11 protein-coding genes are annotated in these 16,991 nt (G+C 69.9%); 5 read left to right on the top strand and 6 right to left on the bottom strand.

Annotated elements, in window-relative coordinates; genetic code table 11:
- The first annotated feature begins 479 nt into the window (after positions 1-479).
- The 3 genes from BKH32_RS13645 to BKH32_RS10055 all read left to right on the top strand — a co-directional run bounded on the left by BKH32_RS13645 (position 480) and on the right by BKH32_RS10055 (position 5,454).
- A complete protein-coding gene (locus BKH32_RS13645; RefSeq protein ID WP_178384612.1) occupies positions 480-1,130 on the top strand; it encodes a hypothetical protein in 651 nt (216 codons plus the stop codon).
- Positions 1,131-1,418: 288 nt separating this feature from the next.
- Complete coding sequence (locus tag BKH32_RS10050) at positions 1,419-4,331, top strand: UvrD-helicase domain-containing protein (protein ID WP_075249909.1); 2,913 nt, start codon at positions 1,419-1,421, stop codon at positions 4,329-4,331.
- Between the two features lie 115 nt (positions 4,332-4,446).
- A complete protein-coding gene (locus BKH32_RS10055) occupies positions 4,447-5,454 on the top strand; it encodes a CPBP family intramembrane glutamic endopeptidase (protein WP_075249910.1) in 1,008 nt (335 codons plus the stop codon).
- Positions 5,455-5,478: 24 nt separating this feature from the next.
- Here the strand turns inward: BKH32_RS10055 and BKH32_RS10060 are convergent, their stop codons facing one another.
- From BKH32_RS10060 to BKH32_RS10070, 3 genes are all read right to left on the bottom strand, one after another.
- Entirely contained in the window at positions 5,479-6,198 is a 720-nt protein-coding gene (locus BKH32_RS10060) for a nitroreductase (RefSeq protein ID WP_075249911.1), read from the bottom strand.
- Positions 6,195-6,860: a sugar O-acetyltransferase gene (locus BKH32_RS10065; RefSeq protein WP_075249912.1), complete on the bottom strand. Its 666-nt coding sequence runs from the start codon at positions 6,858-6,860 to the stop codon at positions 6,195-6,197. The genes BKH32_RS10060 and BKH32_RS10065 overlap by 4 nt, the downstream gene beginning before the upstream one ends.
- Before the next feature lie 79 nt (positions 6,861-6,939).
- On the bottom strand, positions 6,940-9,474 hold the full coding sequence (locus BKH32_RS10070; RefSeq protein ID WP_075249913.1) for a TIM-barrel domain-containing protein: 2,535 nt from the start codon (positions 9,472-9,474) through the stop codon (positions 6,940-6,942).
- Positions 9,475-9,706: 232 nt separating this feature from the next.
- Between BKH32_RS10070 and BKH32_RS10075 the strand changes: the two genes are divergently transcribed.
- Together BKH32_RS10075 and BKH32_RS10080 are read left to right on the top strand one after the other, a co-directional pair.
- Positions 9,707-11,575, top strand: a complete 1,869-nt coding sequence (locus BKH32_RS10075) for an alpha-glucosidase (RefSeq protein ID WP_075249914.1) — start codon at positions 9,707-9,709, stop codon at positions 11,573-11,575.
- Positions 11,576-11,682: 107 nt separating this feature from the next.
- Positions 11,683-12,330: a nitroreductase gene (locus BKH32_RS10080; protein WP_075249915.1), complete on the top strand. Its 648-nt coding sequence runs from the start codon at positions 11,683-11,685 to the stop codon at positions 12,328-12,330.
- On the opposite strand, the gene BKH32_RS10085 is transcribed toward BKH32_RS10080, so the two are convergent.
- From BKH32_RS10085 to BKH32_RS10095, 3 genes are all read right to left on the bottom strand, one after another.
- Positions 12,320-13,186 (bottom strand): CPBP family intramembrane glutamic endopeptidase, encoded by an 867-nt coding sequence (locus BKH32_RS10085; protein WP_075249916.1) that lies wholly within the window; start codon positions 13,184-13,186, stop codon positions 12,320-12,322. The two genes, BKH32_RS10080 and BKH32_RS10085, sit on opposite strands and share 11 nt — an antisense overlap.
- Before the next feature lie 100 nt (positions 13,187-13,286).
- A complete protein-coding gene (locus BKH32_RS10090) occupies positions 13,287-14,573 on the bottom strand; it encodes a chloride channel protein (protein WP_075249917.1) in 1,287 nt (428 codons plus the stop codon).
- Between the two features lie 42 nt (positions 14,574-14,615).
- Positions 14,616-16,982, bottom strand: coding sequence for a 6-phosphofructokinase (locus BKH32_RS10095; RefSeq protein ID WP_178384614.1), 2,367 nt, complete (start codon positions 16,980-16,982; stop codon positions 14,616-14,618).
- Positions 16,983-16,991 lie beyond the last annotated feature (9 nt).

Consider the following 16,991-nt stretch of genomic DNA (forward strand, 5'->3'; position numbering starts at 1 on the left):
GTCGAGGTCTCTCAGGTGGCGTGTGTAGCAGCTCCCATCATCGAGGGACCTCGACCCCCACCCAAGCAACGACGCACCCACCCCACCTATGAACTTCAATAGGCTCCACCTACCACACCCTCAAACACGAAGAGCCTTTTTAGTGATCGACCACTTGCATTACGCAATGCAGCCAGTGTTAGTGATGGACTCTAATCATCTGTTGTATGCAGGATATCTCAAGGGGGTCGCTTTAGGAAGAGGGTCTCCGTGACGTTTCAGGTGTGTCACTCCAATTAGTTTATAGTTCATTCGGTGTAGTATTGACGGGCGTCTAGGTGGTGTGACTCCCTGTGTTGAGGTTAGTATGGGTGGCGGAAGACTTTGAGGTATGCGTGTTTGAGCTGGAGGTGGTAGTTCTTTGGGGGTAACAATGCGTGTGTTGTGTTGTTTGAGTGAGATGTAGTTGCTGGTTTTTAATGGCACTTGGAGGTCTTGAGGTGGATTTGAGTCGGACTGCTGGTGATGGGCAATGCGCGCTATCAAAATCGCCGCAACTTGATGTGTTGTTGGCTGGGTATGCGGTGCAACGCGCGGAATGTTCTGCCATGTATGGGACTTCAACTAGTATGTTGGGTTTGATTGTCGGGACCATGGGGTTTGTTGTTGCGTTTGTTAGCGACCTCAAGGAAGTGTCGCCAATATGGTTGGCCCTGTTATCAATTCTGCCATGGGGTATGTTGTCCTATCATTCTGTCCTCATTGGGGTGAACGCAGGACATTCTTATGTCTGTGAGGTTTATGAGCGTATCCTCGCTGAAGTAGCGCCTGATGGGATCGTGTATCGTGAGAAAAGAGGAGGTGAAAGGGTGATTCTGGGTGTTACGGTCGGGGAGAGGATTTTAGACTACAGGCGGGCGTCGATTTCTAGGCTGGCGGCTGTAGTGTATGCATATACGACGAAGTTCGTTCTCCCTATCTTATATTCTTCTGCTATTTTGGTTGCACTTCGTGAAGTGAGTTATTTTTGGTTCGTTTTCTCTGTGGTTGCCGTCATGGCTGGGGTGACCGTTGTTGCGATTAATGAGCTCAAGAATGCTGGCCGCTCGGAGGTTAAAGAAATTGGCAGAGCGTTGAGGCTGTCAAATTAGTTTTCGCTGGGTCGATATGTTGTCCATTTGGTGTTCGTAAACTTCTTGCGAGGTTGAGGTCTATTGATGATTTGTGTGGTCTTCCACTGCTAGCACAGAAGATGTCTAGGTGCGATTAAAATTATTGGTTTTCATTGAATGTTCGGGTTGCTTTCGGTAAAGGGTGAGTCTCGATGGCAGTGGCGTGGGTTTGTCGCGTTCGGTGGGTGAATGTTGGCTGCTTGGTCAAGGAGTGTCGTCGCTGAGGTGCCGAACGTGTCGGTGGCCTGGCCTAGGCTTGGCCTCACGATGAACGCGATGAACTCCCTCTTCGGCGCCCTGCCCATGCCCGGCTCCGGCGGCGCGCCCACCCCGCCGCCTGAGGCCGCGCTGCCCGCCCTCATCCCCGCCGCAGGCTCCTTCGACGACGACTCCTGGGCCGACGTCGAGGCGCCTGAGGAGGACTGGGGCCCTGAGGACGCCCCGCCGCCCGAGGACGAGTCCGCCGCAGCCCCCACCTGGGAGGAGCGCCAGGACGAGGTCTCCGCTCTGGTCGCCCGCGCCCAGGCCAATGCCGCCGCGGCCCGCGCCCGGGCCGACGGCACCGCGCCCTCGGGCCGGCCCTCCGGCCGGTCCTGGGGCGTGACGGTCTCAGACCCGGCCGAGCTGCTCACTGGCCTCAACCCCGCCCAGGAGGCCGCCGTCACCCACGCAGGCGCCCCCCTGCTCATCATCGCCGGTGCGGGCTCGGGCAAGACCCGGGTCCTGACCCACCGCATCGCCCACCTCATCGCCACCGGCCGCGCCCGCCCCGGCGAGATCCTGGCCATCACCTTCACCAACAAGGCCGCCGCCGAGATGCGCGAGCGCGTCACCGCCCTGGTCGGGCCCGCCGGCGAGCGCATGTGGGTCTCCACCTTCCACTCCGCCTGCGTGCGCATCCTGCGTCGCGAGCACGAGGCCGCCGGCCTGCGCTCCACCTTCTCCATCTACGACGCGGCCGACTCCACCCGCCTCATCACCCTCATCGTGCGCGAGCTGGGCATCGACCCCAAGCGCTTCACCCCCAAGACCTTCGCCCACCGCATCTCCGACCTCAAGAACGAGCTCATCACCCCGGCCCAGTTCGCCGAGCGCGCCGTCACCTCCAACCCTCTCGAACGCCACCTGGCCGAGGTCTACCGCGCCTACGCCCAGCGCCTGAGCGCCGCCAACGCCCTGGACTTCGACGACATCATCATGCGCACCGTCGCCCTGCTCCAGACCCGCCCGGCCGTGGCCGAGATGTACCGGCGCCGCTTCCGCCACATCCTGGTCGACGAGTACCAGGACACCAACCACGCCCAGTACGTCCTCGTGCGCGAGCTCGTCGGCGGCCCCGGCACCTCCGGGGCAGGCTCGGCCCTGCCCCCGGGGGAGCTCACCGTCGTCGGTGACTCCGACCAGTCCATCTACGCCTTCCGCGGCGCCACCATCCGCAACATCGAGGAGTTCGAGGAGGACTACCCCTCGGCGCGCACCATCCTGCTGGAGCAGAACTACCGCTCTACCCAGAACATCCTCTCGGCCGCCAACGCCGTCATCTCCCGCAACAGCGGCCGGCGCGAGAAGAACCTGTGGACCGCCGCCGGCGACGGCGCCCCCATCACCGGTTACGTCGCCGACTCTGAGCACGACGAGGCCCGTTGGATCAGCCAGGAGGTCGACCGCCTGGCCGACGAGCACGGCGTGCGCCCCCGCGACGTCGCCGTCTTCTACCGCACCAACGCTCAGTCCCGCGCCCTCGAAGAGGCCTTCATGCGCGCCGGCCAGCCCTACAAGGTCATCGGCGGCACCCGCTTCTACGACCGCCGCGAGATCAAGGACGCCATCGCCTACCTGCGCGCCGTCGACAACCCCGACGACGACGTCAACCTGCGCCGCATCCTCAACGTCCCCAAGCGCGGCCTGGGGGACAAGGCCGAGGGGGCCCTGGCCGAGCACGCGGCCCGCTACGCCGTCTCCTTCGGGCAGGCCGTCGCTGACGCCGCCGGAGCCTCCCGCGAGGCTCAGACAGGCGAGACCGAGGAGACCGGCGGGCAGGCCCCCTCCACCACCGGGGCCGGCGAGCCGCCCGAGGTCGAGGGCCTGACCACCCGGGCCCGCAACCAGGTGCGCGGCTTCCACGAGCTGCTCACCACCCTGCGCCACATGGTCACCGCCGGCGACGGCGTCGCCGACGTCCTCGACTCCGCCCTGGACGCCTCCGGCTACCTCGCCGAGCTGCGCGCCAGCGACGACCCCCAGGACGCCACCCGCGTGGAGAACCTCGCCGAGCTCCACTCCGTGGCCAGCGACTTCCAGGCCGCCAACCCCGACGGTACCCTGGCCGACTTCCTCGAACGAGTCTCACTCGTGGCCGACTCCGACCAGCTCCCGCCCAGCGCCGACCTGGAGGACGAGGACGCCCGGCAGGCCGAGGAGCAGGGCCAGATCACCCTCATGACCGTCCACACCGCCAAGGGCCTGGAGTTCCCGGTCGTCTTCGTCACCGGCATGGAGGACGGCACCTTCCCCCACGCCCGCTCCCTGACCGAGGAGACCGAGCTCGCCGAGGAACGGCGCCTGGCCTACGTGGCCCTCACCCGCGCCCGCGAGCGCCTCTACCTCACTCGCGCCGCCGTGCGCTCGGCCTGGGGAGCCGCCAACGCCATGCCCGCCTCCCGCTTCCTCGACGACGTGCCGGACGAGACCATCGACTGGAAGCGCCTGGCCTCCTCCATGGAGGCGCTGCGTGGCGGCGGCACCGGCTGGGGCAGCAGCTGGGGCGAGGGCGGCTTCGGCTCGGGCGGACGGCGCTCGGGCTCCTCCCGGCAGAGCCCCTACTCCGACGACGATGACTTCGCCCCGCCCGTGGGCGCAGGCACCAGGCGCTCGGGCAAGCTGGGGCGCGTGGAGACCGCCCAGGACCGGGCCGCCAAGCGCGCCTCCGCCCGCCTCGAGGCCCGCGGCAAGCAGAACGACTCCTCACCGGCCGGCGGCGCAGGCTCACAGGACCTGCCCGCAGCCGTCGCCGGGCTGAGAACCGGCGACCAGGTGCGCCACGACTCCTACGGGGTGGGCACCGTCGTCGGCCTGGAGGGCAAGGGGCGGTCCCTGACCGCCCGCGTCGAGTTCGTCATCGACGGCGCCCCCACCACCAAGCGCCTCATCCTGCGCTACGCCCCCGTCGCCAAAATCTGACGGAGCCATCCCCCATCAACCTCCCGCGGTATCGGACACCGTGCTGAAGGCAGTGGGCGCCGGTTCCTCCTGGCGGGGGAGGTGCGGTGACCGGCAGACGGGGAACACTGGGGTCATGAACACCCCGGCCTCCTCTTCGGCGTCATCGGTAGCGCCTCGGGCCTCTCGCCTTCTGGACCGGCTCGTCCCGGTCAGTCCCCAGTGGCGCATCCCTGCGCGAAAGGCGGAGCGCCTCGGCTGGCTCCAGCTTCTTCTGGGGGTCCTGGTCGTCGTCGGCGCTCAGATGATCGTCGGGCTGGTGGCGGTGGCGGCTGGACTCGTGCGACTCGGTGCCGGGGGAGGGGCGGCAGCCCGGCCGGGTGCCGCGTTCATCATCGCGATCAGTGCCGTGCCCCTGGCCCTGCTCGGGTACTGGCTGGTGGTGCGCTTCGTCGGTAGCCGGCCCGTCATCGAGCTGGGCGGGCGCGGGGCGGCACTGCGCGAGCTCCTGGTCGGCCTGGCCATGGGTGCGCTGCTCATGTGCGCCGTCATCGCGGTACTGGCCCTGCTCGGTTCCTACCACGTGGTGGATGTCGGCTGGAGCACGGGGATCCTCGCCGGCCTCCAAGCCGGAATCCTCGCCGGATTCACCGAGGAGATCCTCGTCAGAGGCGTCATGCTGCGCCTCATCGAGGGGTGGGTGGGGACCTGGTGGGCGTTGGCCGTCACCGCCGTGTTCTTCGGCGCCGCCCACCTCGGCAACCCTCAAGCCACCATCTTCGGCGCGGTCGCGATCGCACTGGAGGCGGGGATCCTGCTGGGCGCCTGCTACCTGCTCACCCGGCGCCTGTGGCTGGCGATCGGGGTGCACGCCGCCTGGAACTTCGTCCAGGGAGGCATCTTCGGCTCCGACATCTCCGGCACCGGGTCGGGACGCGGACTCATCGAGGCCCGCTTCACCGGCCCCGACCTGCTCACCGGCGGAGCCATGGGGATCGAGGCCTCCGTCGTCGCGGTCGTGCTGTGCACGGCAGCCGGGCTGGTCATGCTGCTGGCGGTCCGCCGGCGCGGGCTCGTCGTACCGCCCTGCTGGCGCCGCCCCGTACTGGGGGAAGCCGTCGGCGATGAGCGCAGTGCCGGGTGAGCGCTCACCCCGGTCAGGGCCGAGTCAGGAACGGGCGGGCACCAGACGCACGGGGCGCCGCTCGGCCCGGAAGTCGTTGACGGGGGCCTCGGAGGCGTAGCCCAGGGCGAAGCCCGTGATGAGGCGGTAGTCCGACGGCGCCTCGAACTCGGCGTCGAAGGGGCGGCGCCAGGTGGCCAGGACCCCCAGGGGGCAGGAGTCGACGCCGTGGGCCTTGGCGGACAGGAACAGGGTCTGCAGCATGATCCCGGCGTCGAGCGCGGCGAAGGGCATGAGACCCTTGTGGACCAGGACGAAACCGATGACCGGGGCGCCGAAGGCCTCACAGTTGCGGCGGGCGGCCGCATCACGGGCATCGCGGTCCTTGCGGGCGATACCCATGTGCGCGTACAGCCGGCCGCCGACCGCCTGGGAGTGGGGCAGCAGGTCCGCGGGGTAGGGCGCCCAGGTCCGGTAGTCGCCGTCGGGAGTCTTGCCGCTCAGAGCCAGGCGGGCCATCGCCCCGCGCTCCTTGTGCTGGACGGGGAGAGTGGCATCGAACTCCTTGACGTAGGCCGCGCGCAGGCGGTCCGCCTGCTCACCGGTGGCCAGCGCCACCATGAAGGGGCGCGTATTCGACCAGCTCGGCGCCTGGCGGGCATCCTCCAGGATCTCCTCGATGACCTCAGACGGTACGGGATCGGGCCGGAAGTCCCGCACGGAGTGCCGGGAGGCGGCCAGGTCGGAGAAGGCTTCAGGGTTCATTGCGGCGTCTCCTGAGGCGGGTGCTGATGGCGCGGGCCGAAGGTGGAGTCATCGAGCTGACGCAGGACCCGGGCCGGGTTGCCCACTGCCAGGCTGCTGGCGGGAACGTCCCTGGTGACCACCGAGCCCGCGCCGATGACGCAGTTGTCCCCGATGGTCACGCCGGGGCAGACGATGACCCCGCCGCCCAGCCACACGTTGTCCCCGATCGTGATGGGGTCGGCCGCCTCCAGGGAGCAGGCGCGCGGCGTCGGCTCCAGGGGGTGTATCGGCGTGAGCAGCTGGACGTTCGGGCCGAGCTGGCAGTGCACGCCGATACTGATCCGGGCGACGTCGAGCGCCACGAGCCCGTAGTTGGCGAAGGTCCCCTCACCCACGGTGATGTTGTCCCCGTAGTCCACGCGCACCGGCGGCAGCAGGCGTACCTGGTCACCCAGCCCCGGGATCGCTGAGCGCAGCAGGTCCCAGCAGTCCTCCTCGCCCTCGGCGAAGGCCCGCTCGAAGCGGTGGAGCATCTTGCGGGCGTGGGCGGCGATCCTGGCGTTGTCCGGGTCGTCGGAGACGTACCAGTCACCGGCGAGCATGCGCTCGCGGTTGGTGCGCTTATCGCCCACGAAGTAGGGCTCGGCCTCCGGGAAGCGCGGGGTGGGACTCTCACTCATACCCAGCAGCCTAGCGGCGGCCCGACACGCCCGTCGGTCCGTTCGAGCCGACCCGCCGGAGTCGGTGCTCGGAGCCTGTTCAGGAGTGGTGGAGTACCTCGGCCACGGCCGCCCGCAGCGTCTCCGGCAGGCCCAGGGCCTCGAGCTCACCCAGCAGGGCGGTTCCGCTCAGGCCCCGCTGCACCGCGTCCCAGGCCAGGTCCTTGGCCATGTACTCCACTCGCGCCCCGTCCAGGACCGCGTGGACCTCTTTGCGCCAGTCGGCCGGGGAGTGCTTCGTGCCGCGAAGGACCAGCTGGACGCCGTCGATGAGCTTCTGGCGGCTCAGCTCCTCCAGGTGCACCAGCGTCCCGGCCCCCAGGGTGAAGCCGTCACCACTGACCTCCTCGGTGGCCAGCCGGCGCGCCCGCTCACCCACCCCCAGCCAGGCGCCGGCCACCTGGCCGGCCAGAAGCCGCACCGTCACCAGTCGCGAGGCCGGCACGACCTCGGCCGCCCCCTCCAGGCGGATGCGCAGCACCACGTCGGCGCCGTCCTCGTCCTCGGCCTCCGGCCAGGTCAGCGCCATGTGGGTGCGGGCGATGCGGTCGTCCCCGGGCTGGGCCGAGCCGTCGTCCTCCTCCAGGGTGAAGCTCCCCGAGTCCCCGGGCACGACGACGATCTCCAGCTCGCGCGGATTGTCTCCGGCCGCCTCCCTCAGGTTCCCGGCCAGGGGGATCACGGAGCCGGCCCGGGCCAGCGCCCCGATCCGGTCCAGGGGGCGCGACAGGCTCAGCATGCGACCGCGCCCGCCGGTGGTGGCCTCATAGCGGCGAGCCGTGGGCAGGTCGTACCAGACGCCGTCGGGCAGCCAGGTCAGCTCCCGCCCCAGGCCGGTGGTCTCATCGAGCCGGCAGGTGAAGGGCACCACCAGCAGATCCCCGAAGTAGAAGCTGCCCCGGTGCTCGTAGGCGGCCAGCTCGCGCGGGTGGTCGTGGTAGACCGGGCGCACCGGCCCGACACCCTCACTCACCGAGCGGCGCGCCCACGTGTACAGGTAGGGCACCAGCCGGTGACGCAGCCGCAGGTGCGCCTCCATCGTGGCGCGCGCGTCCCGCGAGTAGCGCCACGGCTCCTTGGAGGTGAAGGCTGAGTTCGACGAGTGCAGGCGGTTGATGGGGGAGAAGCAGCCCAGCTGGAACCAGCGGGCCGCCATCGCGTCGTCGCTGCCGCCCATCATGTGCCCGCCGATGTCGTTGGACCACCAGAAGTAGCCGATGTTGGCGGCCGTGGCCGTGAACCGCGGCTGGAAGCGCAGGGAGTCCCAGCTGATGATCGTGTCCCCGGAGAAGCCCACCGGGGTGCGGTGGCTCGAGGCGTCGGCGAAGCGCGAGAAGGTCACCGGGCGGCGCCGCTCCACGCCACCGCTGGCCGCCGGGCGCTCGCGGCCCGAGTCGAGGTAGTGGACGTGGTTGAGCATCCACAGCGGGTCCAGGCCGGGAACCGTCGTGGAGCCTCCCTGCTGCCAGTCCAGCCACCAGAAGTCCACGCCCTCGTCCTCCAGGGGATGGTGGAGGCGCGAGAGGTAGGAGCCCACGAAGTCCCGGTCGGCGATGTTGAAGGGCACGTCCTCCCCGGTGCTCGCATCCAGGCCCAGGTCGGCGCAGACCTCCTCATAGGCCTCCTCGTGGCGCCGCACCCCCTGGGCCGGGTGCACGTTGAGCGTGGTGAGCATGCCCCGCTCGTGCAGGCCGGCCAGGAAGGCCGCCGGGTCGGGGAACAGCTCCCGGTTCCAGGTGTAGCCGGTCCATCCCGTGCCGATCGCCGGGTCGATGTCGGTGACGTGCCAGTCCATGTCGATGACGGCCACGGAGAAGGGCAGCTCCTCGGCGGCGAAGCGGTCCATGAGCGCCAGGTACTCCTGGTCGCTGTAGGGGTGGTAGCGGCTCCACCAGTTGCCCAGCAGCGCCCGCGGGATGAGGGGGCTCGGCCCGGTGAGGCGGAAGAAGTCCCGCAGTGCCTCCTGGTAGTCCTGGCCGTAGCCGAAGACGTAGAGGTCCTGCGCCCCGTCGGCCAGGCGGTTGCCGGGCTCACGGGGCTGGACCCACTCGTCCTGGGTGAGCAGCAGCGAGGCCGAGTCGTCCAGGGCGGTGATGCCGTTGAGACTCAGCAGGCCCGGACCGAGGGCGACGGCGCCGTCGGCCTCATCGAGGGTGCGGGCGGTGCCGCCCAGGTTCGTCGGGAAGGTCTCGCCCGGGTCCCACACGTCGCCGTGGTGCCAGGTGCCGCCGTGGGCGTGGAGCGCCGTCGAGCGCAGCCTGACGCTGAGCCCGGAGGGGGAGAAGCCCAGGGAGGGCACATGGGTCAGGTGCAGGTGCTCGGTGATGATCTCCAGGCGGTCCTGGCCGCGCACCACCCGGAACGACGGCGTCTCACCCAGGTCGCGGTTGACGACCAGCTGGGTGGCGGCGTCGGTGAAGACGCCCGTGGGGGAGTGCTCCATGCGGATGAGCCGAGAGGTGAGCACCGTGAACCGGTAGTGGGACTCCTCCGACGAGGTCCCGGCGATGACCGCCTCGGGGCGGGCAGCGGCCGGACGCGGAGCATCAGGGGCATCGCGGAGAGGAGAAACCAACGGTCGGCCTTTCACAGCAGGGGTCGTCACGGGGATCGGTGGAGAGGCGGCGCCCTGGGGCAGGCGCGAGAACTCATCTTAATCGGCCCTCCTCCCGGGCGGGTTCTGACACAATCGGTACCGGCCCGCAAGAACCCGTCAGCCCCGGTGGCGGAGCAGGGGCAGGCCCTCACGCACCCGGCCCCGCCCCGTTACTCTCGCATCCCCCTGGCCGGTAGGAAGGAAGCCGCCCGTGACCTCTCCCGCACCCCTCGTTGTGTCCGCCCACCACGTCGGCGACGATCCGGACTGGTGGCGCCGCGCCGTCGTCTACCAGGTCTACCCCCGCTCCTTCGCCGACTCCGACGGCGACGGGATCGGTGACATCCCCGGCCTGACCAGCCGCCTGGACCACCTCGACGAGCTGGGTGTCGACGTCGTGTGGCTCAGCCCCGTCTACCGCTCCCCGCAGGACGATAACGGCTACGACATCTCCGACTACGAGGACGTCGACCCGCTCTTCGGCACCCTGGACGACCTCGACGCCCTCATCGACGGCCTCCACGCCCGCGGCATGCGCCTGGTCATGGACCTCGTCGTCAACCACACCAGCGATGAGCACCCCTGGTTCACCGCCAGCCGCTCCTCGAAGGACGACCCCAAGCGCGACTGGTACATCTGGCGGCCCGCCCGGCAGGTCGACGGGCTCGCCCCCGGGCAGCCGGGCACCGAGCCCACCAACTGGGGATCGGCCTTCTCCGGGTCGGCCTGGGCCTGGGATGAGGAGAGCCAGGAGTTCTACCTGCACCTCTTCTCACCCAAGCAGCCCGACCTCAACTGGGAGAACCCGCAGGTGCGCCGCGCCATCCACGAGATGATGGCCTGGTGGCTGGAGCGCGGAGTCGACGGCTTCCGCATGGACGTCATCAACTTCATCTCCAAGACCTACCCGCTCACTGACGCGCCCCAGGGCGAGGGCGACCTCTACGGCAGCGCCTTCGCCGCGGTGGCCAACGGCCCGCGCATCCACGAGTTCCTGCGCGAGATGAACCAGCAGGTCCTCGCGCCCCGGCCCGGGCACGTCATCACTGTCGGGGAGATGCCCGGGGCCACGAGGAGTGAGGCCGCCCTCTACACCGACCCCGCCCGAGGCGAGCTCGACATGGTCTTCCAGTTCGAGCACGTGAGCCTCACCGACGGGCCCGGAGGCAAGTTCGACCCTCAGCCCCTCGAGCTCGTCACCCTCAAGAAGAACCTCGCCGACTGGCAGGCGGCCCTCGCCCCCGTCACGGACTCCTCCGGCGTCGTGAGCGCGGAGAAGGGCTGGAACTCCGCCTACTGGGACAACCACGACCAGCCCCGCGCCGTCTCCCGCTTCGGCGACGACGACCCGGCCTGGCGCGTCCGCTCGGCCAAGACCCTCGCCTCGATCCTCCACACCCACCGCGGCACCCCCTACGTCTACCAGGGCGAGGAGCTGGGCATGGCCAACACGGTCTTCCGTGGCATCGAGGACTACCGGGACCTGGAGTCCGTCAACCACTTCCACGAGCGCGTGCGCGCCGGCGATGACCCGGCCGCCGTCCTGGCCGGCATCGCCCCCGTCTCCCGGGACAACGCCCGCACCCCCGTCCACTGGGACAGCAGCGAGAAGGCCGGGTTCACCACCGGCGAGCCCTGGATCGCCCTGGCCCCCGACCACGGCACCGTCAATGCCGCCGCCCAGGTAGGAGTTCCCGGCAGCGTCTTCGAGCACTACCGCCACCTCATCGCCCTGCGGCACGACGACGACGCCCTCTCCCTGGGGACCTTCCGGCTCCTGGCGGCCGACCACCCCTCCGCCTGGGTCATCCTGCGCCAGTGGCGCGCCCCTGAGGCCCAGGGCGGCGGCATCGAGCAGCTGCTGCTCATCGCCCAGTGCGCCCGCGAGGACCTGCCCCTGACCGGGCAGGGCGGCCTGCTGGCGGCCCTCGCGGCCGAGGACCTGGAGCCAGGGGAGTGGAGCGGGGCCGAGCAGGTGCTGCGCGCCGCCGATCCGGACGTTCAGCCCGGCTCGACCCACGCGGGCCTGCCGGAGGCGCTACCGGGATGGGACTCGGTCCTGCTGCGCCGTTGGGCCTGAGGAGGGGCGCTCTGCGCCCGCCCGACGGTCCCAACTGGAATAGTGCTGGCCGGCCGGTCGTTGGTCTGGGTGGACAAACCCGTGGATTTCGGAAGTAGGGGAGCACTATGGAGTTCAGCCAGGTCGTCGCCAATCGTCACTCGGTACGAGACTTCACCGACCAGCCCGTCTCCCAGGAGGATCTGGTCGACATTGTCCGCACCGCCCAGCAGGCGCCGTCGTGGGTGAACTCCCAGCCCTGGCGGGTTTATGCGGCCACCGGGGCCACGCTGGCCGGGATCAAGAAGCGCCATGCTGCGGACGTCGCTGCCGGCAGGAAGGGAAACGCCGACCTCCCGGTGAAGCCTCGTGCAGAGTGGTCTCCGACCACCCAGGAGAACATGGCCGCGCTCGGCGAGCAGATCGGTGCACAGCTGGGTGAAGGCGTCCAGGAGTTCCAAGCATCGCAAGGACGGCTGTTCAACGCCCAGGCAGTCCTGTACGTGACGATCCCGGTCGAGTCCACTCCGTGGTCCTTCCACGACCTCGGGGCCTTCTCCGCCATGCTCGTCCTGGCGGCCGCCGACAAGGGCCTTGGCGCCATCAACGCCTACGCCCTGGTCATGTACCCGGACGAGGTGCGCGAGGCCATGGGGATCGGAGCCGATGAGATCGTAGCGGTCGGGATCGCGCTGGGCCATCCCGCGGACTCGGCACTGGCGGCCTTCGCCCCTGACCGCGTCGACGTCAACGAGATCCTCACAATCAAGGACTGAGCGCCGAGGGCTGCTTCCCTCGTCGGCCCTGGAGGAGGATGAGGGCGGCCACCACGGCCGCGCCGGTGAGCAGGATCGCCGCGTTGAGCCACGAGAGCTCGAAGTCGGGCAGGTTCTCGCTCTGAAGCTGGCCGATGAACAGGCCCAGGGCGTTACCGCTGACGTGCAGGCCCAGGGCGAAGAATATCGACCGCAGCCGCACCGCCGACCAGCCGGCGAGCAGCCCGAAGAGCACCTTGTGGAGAATCTGCCAGGCGTAGCCCTTGGGACTGGTGTCGGAGGTCAGCCAGGTCGGCAGGTGCAGGGCGGTGAAGGACGCCGTCGTCATCAGCACAGCGGCCGTTGCCCCAAAGCGCTCGTGCACCGGTGAGAACAGGGTGCGCCTGAGCGTGATCTCCTCGGGGATCGCGTTGTAGGCGACGCCGACGGTCAGGGCGAAGACCAGGGCGTGAAGCACCGTGGAGGCGCCGATCTCCAGTTTCCACAGCGGGCCGGTGCCCGTCGGCCCCATCCAGGTGTGCAGGCCGCCGAAGGCGACTCCGCCCAGGGCGCCAGCGGCGAACAGGACGGTTCTGCTACGTATGCCGCCACCGGTCAGCAGATTGCGCCAGCCGCGCCGAGCCATCCCGAACCACAGGACGAGCCCGCCCACGTGAAGGAGAACGAGCATGAGGATCCACGGGCCCCGAAGGAACGCCAACGCCGTGCCCAGCGCCGGGGCACCGGTCAGTAGGGCGACGGCGGCAAGGGTGACGCCTTCGGAGGCGGCGGGTCCTCCGGTCTCGAAGGCGTGGGCGTCGGCCGCGCAGGGCCGTAGCGCGTGACGAGGTGGTGCGGCGTCGTGGTGGCGATCCATAGTGATTCCGATTGCGACGTGGCTGCCGGGTGCAATCCGCTCAGGAGTATATGTTCACTCGGTAGAATCAATGACCCTGACACGTCGCAGGCGGGTCCGGCTACCGCAGCCGTGAAGCCACGGTGCGCCGCCAGGCGGGGGAGGCCAGCAGCGTGACCGCCACGACGACGGCGAACAGGGCCACCAGCGTCCAGGCCCCGGCGCGGGCCAGCTCCCAGGTGAAGACGATCCCGAAGACAGGGGCCCTCTGGGTGGTGGCGAGCACCGCGCCCGCGCCGGCGATTGCCAGTACCGCGACACTGACCTCCACCCCACAGGCGTGGAGCGCGATCGCCAGGGCGGCCCCGGCGCTCGAGCCCGCGGCCAAGGAAGGGGCCAGCCGGCCGCCGGTGGCGCCTGCTCCCAGTGTCAGACCGGTGAGGACCGGCTTGAGGACCACGATGCCCACCAGCAGGGCCAGGACCGCACCCGTAGCGCCGCTCCAGGCCTCGGGAATGTCAGTACCCACAGCCATCTCCATGGCGTCGCGCCCATTGCCGACGACGGCCGGGACCCACAGGCTCACCAGCCCGGTGACCAGCCCCGCCGCTCCGATCGCCACTGGCAGCCACCGGAGGACACGCACCCGGTGCGCCAGCATCCACGACCACAGTCGCCTCGCCCCCACGCCGAGCGCGGCGGCCACGGGCACGAGCATGACCAGCCCGAGGGCGGTCCCCGACGACATCCCCGGTGAGGTGACCTCGAAGGTGGGGCGCCCGCGGGAGTGCAGCCAGGAGACGAGCGTGGCGATGAGGCACACGGGGAGCGCCACGAGGGCCCCGCGCCGTCGCATCCCGGAGACCATGACGAGCTCGACGGCGTAGGCCGCCCCTCCCAGCGGCGCGTTGTACATGGCGGACAGGCCCGCGCCGGCGGCGGAGGCGATGAGGATCGCGCCCTCACTCCTGCCGATCCCCAGGCGGGTGGCGAGTCTGGCCGCCACCGCGCCGGCGGCCAGCCGCGGGGCGCCCTCGCGGCCCACCGAGTTGCCCGCGCCGACCGTGAGGACCTGGGTGACGGCGTCGAGGAAGGGGCGCGCCAGCCCCATCCGGGAAGCCGCCTGACCGCTGCGGTCCGCCACTGCGGCCTCCACGTCGGCCACCCCGCCAGTGGCGCGCAGCCACCACCACATGCCGCCGGCGATAAGGCCGCCCATGGCCGGGGCGAGTGCGCGCCGCCAGGGCGGGGCGTCGGCCAGGCGTTCCAGGAGCCCGCCGTGGGCGACGCCGTAGAACAGCGACTCGAAGAGCTCCAGGAGCAGCGCCATCGCGATCCCGATGAGACCCGCGGCCACGCCCGTCACGGCGGCAGCCACCAGGAACCGGGGTCGTATCAGCGCGCGCACGCCAGGCACGATACCCGGCCCCGAGGCTCCGGGGCCGGTGGGTCAGCTGGCCGCGTCGTCGACCGCCTCACCGAAGTCGGGCACGTCCTGAAGCGTCAGGGTCCCGATGTTTTGGCTGACCAGGCCGACGGCGGGGCGCAGGCCCAGCCACCACTGGTGGCGGGGGCGACGGTTGTCGCGGTCGAGGTCGTCGTTCATGCGGTCCAGGGGCTGGTCGGAGACCTTGCCCCCCAGCAGGCCCACGTAGGAGGCCGTCGGCTCGCCGCGCTTGAGGGCGCCGGCCAGCAGCTCCAGGGAGTAGGAGACGAGCTTGGTCGCCATGAGCCGGTCGAAGGCTGTGGGGCTGCCGCCCTGCTGCTGGTGGCCCAGGATCGCCTCGCGCACGTCGTAGAGGCCCTTGCCCTCCTCGGCGAAGATGTGGGCCAGGACGTCGGTGGTGTAGTTGACGCTGGCCCGCTCGTTGCGGATCACCAGGTAGAGGCTGCGGCCCGAGCGGAAGGACTCCACCATCCGCTCGGAGTCCGCCGCCAGGCCCTTGAGCGTGATGCCCTCCTCGTTGAGGTAGACCTTCTCCGCGCCGGTGGCCAGGCCCGACATCAGGGACAGGTAGCCGCACTTGCGGCCCATGACCTCGGCGACGAAGCAGCGGTGGGAGGCCGCCGCGGAGAGCTTGATGGAGTCCAGGGCCACCACCGCGTTGTTGAGGGCCGTGTCGGTGCCGATGCTCAGCTCGGAGCCGGGCAGGTTGTTGTCGATGGAGGCGGGCACGCACACGATCGGGATCTGGAAGGCGGGGTAGCGGTCCCGCTCGGTGACCAGGCGGAAGGCGCTCAGGTAGGCGTTGTAGCCGCCGATGACCAGCAGGGCGTCGATCTCATGGAGCTCGATGGCCCGGCCCAGGGCGTAGAGCTGCTCAATGGTGGGCACCTCGCGGCGAGTACCCAGCTGGGCACCGCCGTCACCGACCCAGCCCTCGACGTCGGCCCAGGTCAGCTCGCGGACGTCGCCGTCGAGCAGGCCGGGGAAGCCGCCGTAGACACCCAGCATCGTGAAGTCGTGGTCGATGCCCAGGCGCACGGCCGCGCGCGCCGCCGTGTTCATCCCCGGGGCCAGGCCGCCGGCGTGGATGATGGCGACCCGCTTGGGGCGGTCGGAGGACGACGGCGTCGAGCCCGCGTCGGTGGCCGGCTCGGCGGGAGGCGTGGACATGGTCTCGAACAGCTCGAGCATCCTGCCGAAGCTGGCCCCGCGGGCCTGGATCGCCCCGAGGTAGTCGTGGGCGGCCACGAGGTCCTTGACGGCGCGGGTGGCCGCGATCTGCTCCATCATCGGCAGACGGCGGATGCGGTTGTGGCGCTCGGCGATGATGACCGGCTCGCTGCCCGGCTCCATGGACACCACCTCGCGGGCGGCGGCGCAGCCCAGCAGCGTGGACATCCAGCGGTCGTAGGCGCTGGGGCGGCCACCGCGCTGGACGTGACCCAGGATGGTGACGCGGGCGGCCTCACCCAGCTTGTCGGCGATGACCTGGCGGACGTCGTCGGCGGTGATGCGGTTGCCCTCACGGTCGGTGGCGCCCTCGGCGACGATCACCATGGACTCGCGGCGCCCGGCCTCCCGGCCCGCCTGGAGCTTGGAGCACATGTCCTCCTCCCAGTCCTTGCCCGGGGGGAGCTCGGGGACCAGGACGTAGTCACAGCCCCCGGCCACGGCCGCCATGAGGGCCAGGTAGCCACAGTGGCGGCCCATGACCTCCACGACGAAGGTGCGCTGGTGGGAGGCGGCCGTTGAGGAGATGTCGTCGATGGCCTCCAGGATGCGGTGGAGGGCCGAGTCGGTGCCGATGGTCATGTCGGCGCCCACCAGATCGTTGTCGATGCTGCCCACCAGGCCGGTCACCATGAGAACGGGGTGGGCGGCCGCCGTCTCCGCACTGATGTCACCTGCTGCGACGAGCTCCTCGAGCAGGGAGGGCCAGTTCTTGCGGAACTCGTTGGTGCCGGTCAGGGATCCGTCGCCGCCGATGACCACGAGCCGGTCGATGCCGTGCTCCAGGAGGTTGCGGGCGGCCGCCAGCTGGCCGGCGCGCTCGCGGAACTCGGCCGAGCGGGCGGTGCCGATGATGGTGCCGCCGCGTTGGAGGATGGAACCCACCGAGTCCCACTCCAGGGGGCGGATGCCGTCACCCCCGGCCACGGCCCCGGCCCAGCCCTCCATGACCGCGTAGGGCTTGGCCCCCAGGCGGATGGCGGTGCGCACCACGGCCCGCACGGCCGCGTTCATGCCCTGGGCGTCACCGCCGGAGGTGAGGACCCCGATGCGCAGGGGCTCGCCGTCCAGGCCGAGCAGCGGGCCGGCCGACGAGCCGGTGGGGGAGGGGACGGTGTCTGAGGACATGGCGGTTGGCATGTGGGGTCC

Source organism: Actinomyces oris, assembly GCF_001929375.1.
Lineage (GTDB): Bacteria > Actinomycetota > Actinomycetes > Actinomycetales > Actinomycetaceae > Actinomyces > Actinomyces oris_B.

Coding starts and splice junctions, on each gene's coding strand:
- BKH32_RS10050 (WP_075249909.1), top strand. CDS start 1,419: ATGAACGCGATGAACTCCCTCTTCGGCGCCCTGCCCATGCCCGGCTCC.
- BKH32_RS10055 (WP_075249910.1), top strand. CDS start 4,447: ATGAACACCCCGGCCTCCTCTTCGGCGTCATCGGTAGCGCCTCGGGCC.
- BKH32_RS10060 (WP_075249911.1), bottom strand. CDS start 6,198: ATGAACCCTGAAGCCTTCTCCGACCTGGCCGCCTCCCGGCACTCCGTG.
- BKH32_RS10065 (WP_075249912.1), bottom strand. CDS start 6,860: ATGAGTGAGAGTCCCACCCCGCGCTTCCCGGAGGCCGAGCCCTACTTC.
- BKH32_RS10080 (WP_075249915.1), top strand. CDS start 11,683: ATGGAGTTCAGCCAGGTCGTCGCCAATCGTCACTCGGTACGAGACTTC.
- BKH32_RS10085 (WP_075249916.1), bottom strand. CDS start 13,186: ATGGATCGCCACCACGACGCCGCACCACCTCGTCACGCGCTACGGCCC.
- BKH32_RS10095 (WP_178384614.1), bottom strand. CDS start 16,982: ATGCCAACCGCCATGTCCTCAGACACCGTCCCCTCCCCCACCGGCTCG.